This is a genomic window from Cyanobacteriota bacterium (assembly GCA_025054735.1).
Lineage (GTDB): Bacteria > Cyanobacteriota > Cyanobacteriia > SKYG9 > SKYG9 > SKYG9.
On the sequence record JANWZG010000292.1, the window covers coordinates 1 to 5,212 of the forward strand.

General features: G+C 50.1%; 6 protein-coding genes. 2 read left to right on the forward strand and 4 right to left on the reverse strand.

The window, feature by feature from the left end:
- Positions 1-168, reverse strand: a 168-nt coding sequence (locus tag NZ772_13335) for a ribulose-phosphate 3-epimerase (protein ID MCS6814532.1), incomplete at its 3' end; no start/stop codon positions are given.
- 161 nt (positions 169-329) lie between these two features.
- On the opposite strand from NZ772_13335, the gene NZ772_13340 reads away from it, so the two are divergent.
- Positions 330-1,979 carry a S8 family serine peptidase gene (locus tag NZ772_13340; GenBank protein MCS6814533.1) on the forward strand — a complete coding sequence of 550 codons (1,650 nt, stop codon included), beginning with the start codon at positions 330-332 and terminating at the stop codon, positions 1,977-1,979.
- Positions 1,980-2,083: 104 nt separating this feature from the next.
- Entirely contained in the window at positions 2,084-2,536 is a 453-nt protein-coding gene (locus tag NZ772_13345) for a hypothetical protein (GenBank protein MCS6814534.1), read from the forward strand.
- 114 nt (positions 2,537-2,650) lie between these two features.
- Here the strand turns inward: NZ772_13345 and NZ772_13350 are convergent, their stop codons facing one another.
- The 3 genes from NZ772_13350 to folD all read right to left on the reverse strand — a co-directional run.
- Positions 2,651-3,802 (reverse strand): pentapeptide repeat-containing protein, encoded by a 1,152-nt coding sequence (locus tag NZ772_13350; protein ID MCS6814535.1) that lies wholly within the window; start codon positions 3,800-3,802, stop codon positions 2,651-2,653.
- 26 nt (positions 3,803-3,828) lie between these two features.
- A complete protein-coding gene (locus tag NZ772_13355) occupies positions 3,829-4,359 on the reverse strand; it encodes a DUF4330 domain-containing protein (protein ID MCS6814536.1) in 531 nt (176 codons plus the stop codon).
- A 69-nt stretch (positions 4,360-4,428) separates the two neighbouring features.
- The coding region (folD, locus tag NZ772_13360; GenBank protein MCS6814537.1) for a bifunctional methylenetetrahydrofolate dehydrogenase/methenyltetrahydrofolate cyclohydrolase FolD at positions 4,429-5,212 on the reverse strand (784 nt) is incomplete at its 5' end.

Here is a 5,212-nt window from a genome sequence, read left to right on the forward strand (position 1 = left end):
GATTGTAATGTTTGGCACAAATCGCCCATCCATAACATCCACATGAATCCAGTCAGCCCCTGCCTTATCTACTGCACGAATTTCATCTCCCAATCGGCTAAAATCGGCAGATAAGATGGAAGGAGCAATCACAACAGACTTAGGGGATGCGCCAGTAGCTTGAGTCATGGTAGCCAGATATCCTCTATATAAGCGTCGGGTTAAGTATATTAAGTGTCAGGCTGAGAATTTGATAGAGCTAGTGCTAAGTTGCGCTAACTTGGTGAAGGTTTCGCCATAGGATGTCGTAATCAGTTTAACAAAAGTTTGTACCGAATTGTTTCCCTACTATGTACTCTTCTCAGAATCGTAGCCTTATAGCATTGATAACCATTGCTGGCCTTGGCACAGTTAACGCTATTTGGTTGCCTCTGGCAACAGCTAATAGTTCGATTCGACGGTCTAGCTCAATCGGCGAGGCTGGGATCAATGCTCTCGTGTTGCACCAGGAACCCTATAACTTGCGGGGACGTAAGATTGCGATTGGTCAAGTTGAGATTGGACGGCCTGGACGATTTGGGGTTGATAAGACCACTGCTCCTCGACAGAACCGTTCTGTTTCCGTAGAGCGAGTTTTTTTCCGAGATGCACCTCCTAAAGTTGGGGCTAACCTGGACTCCCATGCTCAAAATGTCGCTAGCATTATGATTAGCAACAGCAAAGAAGCCCCCGGTGTAGCCCCAGCCGCTAGACTTTATGCTTCAGCAGTGGGTACGTTGCGGCGTAGCGGACAACCAGAGGAATGCTTGGCCTCTCAGCATGTAGCGCTGCAAAATGGTGGAGATGTTCGAGCAATTAACTTTAGCTTTGGTGAGTCCTTGCGAGAAGACCCGCGAGAAGGTGCTCTGCTGGATGGTAATGCTCTACTAACGCAATGTGTAGACTGGTCTAGCCGAGTGCATAATGTGCTGTACGTGGTTGCTGGTAACCAAGGGAAAGGCGGTATCCCTATCCCTACGGATAATTACAACGGCATTAATGTTGCCTATACAACCCGTGTCAATGGTGTATTCAGCCGGGTTGACATTGCGAACTTGGGTGATCCTGCGGCGGGCATTCCTGATCGGATTATAGGTCGAGAAGCCAACCTTGGTGCTCGACGAGCGATCGGCTTGTTAGCTCCTGGCAACGCTATTACTGTTATTAATCCCGATGGTCGGCTTACGGAAACTAGCGGCACTAGCTTTGCAACCCCCCATGTGACTGCAACTGTTGCTCTGCTTCAGGAGTTTGGCGATCGTCAGCTTAGCAAGCGCCAACCCAACTGGACTGTGGATGCTCGCCGTCATGAAGTGATGAAGGCTGTGCTTCTCAATGCAGCCGACAAGCTGATGGATGCTGGTAATGGGTTGGCTCTGGGAATGCAGCGCACTGTGGTTGATCGCAGTGGACGCACATGGTTAGAATCTGATGCCTACCGTGATCCCAACATTCCCCTCAATATTCAGATGGGAACAGGTCATCTCAATGCCTTTCGAGCTTATCAACAGTTTAGTGCTGGACAATGGCAGTCTGACAGTCTTGCACCAGCGATCGGCTGGGACTATAGCGTAGTTTCTGCTGCTAACACTGCTACGGAACCACAATTTCGAGACTACGTGCTCAAACAGCCCCTGCAAAAAGGCAGCTATATTTCTGTGACCCTAGCGTGGAATCGCCAAGTGGACTTAATTGATACCAATGGCAATCAACAGTATGACTTGGGGGAAAGCTTTCGCGATCGTGGATTAAACAACCTAAATCTCTACCTGATGCGAATAGATGATACTAGCAATTCTCAGGCTATTTGGGCATCAACCAGTGACGTAGACAGCGTAGAGCACCTGTTTTACCAGATTCCCGCAACAGGGCGGTATAAAATTCGAGTTCAATACCAGACCCAAGTGAACGACGCTACCCAACCCTATGGGATTGCTTGGTGGTCAGTACCCTCGCAGTAATGTAAACCTTCTCTAGGAGAGGTGCTGTTGACGAGCGATTGTATCCTACAGTAGAACCGTAATGGATTGTTGACATTGCTAATAAACAGCTTGAATGTATGAGGATGAACGTTAAGCATCTAGCTATCGCTGGTTTGGGAGTTCTGGGTATTGTTACTCCAGTGGCAACAACGGCTGCTCCGCAGAGTCAAACAATTCAAGTTGCCCAAATGCCTGAAACACGCCCACCCATAGCAGTAGTTAACCCTAACAAGCCCATCCGGATTCGCGTTATCAATAACGCCAAAGTTGATATTGTTACCGTGCTATTACAACCGGCATCTTCTGAGCGGTACGCAAGGCCCAAAGAGACAGTGACATTTGGTGTAGCTCATACTCAGTTTCTGCCAGTACCCATCAACTTGGTGATTTACACTAACGATGCTGATGCCCATATTAATTCCGGCATTACCGTAATAGATAATGAGATTATTGTTACAGTTGTCTCTACGTTGGCCACCACAGGGCCATCACGAGTTGTCAATGTAGCCACGAATGGTGCAGTCTATAAGGACTAATAACCATTGCTGATGTCAATTCTCCACAAGCCAGCGACATTAACCCTTTAGTTCGTAGTAGGGACTTAAGTCCTCACTATACGCTGTCCGTAGCCATAGCATGGAGAAGTGGTGTTAGGTGAAAATGGCACCCCGCTGACGCAGGGTTGAGCGAGTAGCCTCAGACAAGCCTGTAACCTCGCTAAAGTAAGCATTCTCAAGACGAGCGTTGCTCCAATCTACGCCATCAATGGCAACACGGGCGATCGTGGCATTGCTAAGGTTTGCCCCCTGAAGGATGGCTCCACGCAGGTACACACCCGTGAGATCGCTGCTACTCAGATTGCTGTAACTGAGGTTAGCTTGGGTAAAGTTAGCGCCGATTGCGTAGGCTCCCACAAGGTTAGCGCCAGTCAAGTTAGCATGACTGAGCATAGCATGGGGAAGCTTAGTGCGGAGGTCAGTGTCTGACAGGTCAGCACCAGAGAGATTAACATAGCGCAGGTTGGCGTTGCTCAGGATAGCATGGGCAAGACAAGCATCACTGAGGTTGGCGTGGCTGAGGTCGGCTAGGGTGAGGTCGGCTGATGACAAGCGGGCAGAGGTCAACATAGCACCCCGCAGGTTTGCCGATGAAAGATTAGCCTGGGCAAGGTTGGTCTGGTGCAAATTAGCTTGGTTCAGATTGGCGCCACTAAGATTAATGCCACGCAAATCTAGCCCGGCTAAATCTTCGCTGAGGTTGATTCCCAAGGTCTTGGCTAGGGTAGTGCTTTCACCAGGCTTCAGTGCTCTCAGCATCCGTTGCAACAGCTCAGCGCGCCGATCGTAACTAGCCCGCCGATGCTCACAGTCTCCAATGGCAGCATAGGCCAAATGCAAGCGTTTGAGGGTCTGTTGAGTCAGGCGTTGCTCAGCTAAGGTGTCTTCGGACAACTGGGAAAGGTGCTGCTGATAGTAGTCAATGGCAGTGGTGTAGTCTTGACGAGCGTAATGGGCGTTGCCCAAATTTAGGATTGCATTGAGCAGGCTGGTACGATCGTTAAGTTGCTGAGCAATCGCTAGTTGTTGTTGACAATGGACGATCGCTTGAGTGTAGTCACCCAATGCGTAGTAGGCAGCTCCCAAGTTACCCAAAGCGGCTGCCTCTCGCTGCAAGTTATTTTCCATGCGGCTAACTACTACGGCTGTTTGCCACATTTCTAAAGCCAAGTGAATTTGCTTGGCCTGATAATGTTGAATGCCCTCTTGAATCAACCGACTGGCTTCACTAGCAGCAACACTCATGGCAAACTCTCCCCTAGTTGCCAACATTAACTCTGTACGCGGACATCGACAATGCCGCCGGTAACGTTGTAGGTTGTGCCCTCTAGCTCTACTTGGTTGGCGATTTTAAGTTTTGCAGTGCCGATCACTGTACCACCATCAGTCACTTGAGCAGAGCCAGTGAGGGTGAATAACAAGTCACTCAAGTATTCCGCCTCTGGGCGAGGATCTGGCAAGGCAACAACTTTGCCGTCAGGTTGGGGTACGGCTACAGTGCGCGGCAGTACTTTGACCGCCTTGATGGTCATCTTGCCAGCAGGTTGATTGCGCACGACGATATTGACAGTCTTGGAACCTTCTATATCCTTGATAAACCCGCTGGGATTAGAGGAACTGATGCCCCGGACAATCACATCCACTTCCACCGTTTTCGCCTTGGCCCCAACTTGAGCGATCGACCCCGATGTGCCAGGAAAGAAAAAGATCCCAATAATTACCATCAGAATGACCAAGGCAGCACCAATGTCAAGGATGCTAATTTTGCCAAACAACCGACCTTGTTGATCTACTAGAGCCATAGTTTCAACGGGTAATCAACTGGAGTTCACATTCTCAGCATCATACAAGACTTCGACCCCAATCGCGCCTTAAACTCCATGTCGAGTACGATAACTTTGCACAGTGTTAGCTAGCAGCATGGCAACCGTCATAGGCCCAACCCCACCAGGAACTGGTGTAAGCCAACTAGCTACTGCCTGCACAGACGCAAACTCTACATCACCGACTATCCGAGCTGTGCCATCCTCTGCTATCACACGGTTGATTCCCACATCTACTACGATCGCTCCTGGTTTCACCATATCAGCCGTAATCAGGTTAGGGCGACCAGCCGCCGCCACCAGGATATCAGCTTGTTGGGTAAAGGTTGCTAGATTTGGGGTGGCAGAGTGGGCGATCGTCACAGTAGCATTCTCTGCTAGTAACATAATGGCTACAGGTTTACCCACCAAGATGCTGCGACCAATCACCACCGCGTGCTTACCTTGCAGCTTTAGATCATGGGCAGCCAACAGCTTCATTACGCCAGCGGGGGTACAGCTACGCAATCCTGGTTCTCCTCGTAGCAAGCGCCCTAGGTTTTCTGGGTGTAGGCCGTCAGCATCCTTATCGGGATGAATTTGCTGGAGTAAGGCGACAGCATCAAGGTGGTCGGGCAGAGGCAACTGCACTAGAATGCCATCCACTCGATCGTCTTGATTCAAGGACTGAATTACAGCCGTCAGGTCTGCTTGGGTGACATCAGCGGCGAACTGCCGTCCAAATGAGGCAATGCCGACCCGATCGCAGGCTCGCTCCTTGTTACGAACATAGACCGCACTGGCAGGATTCTCCCCTACCATAAGCACAGCCAACCCTGGTGGACGACCAATT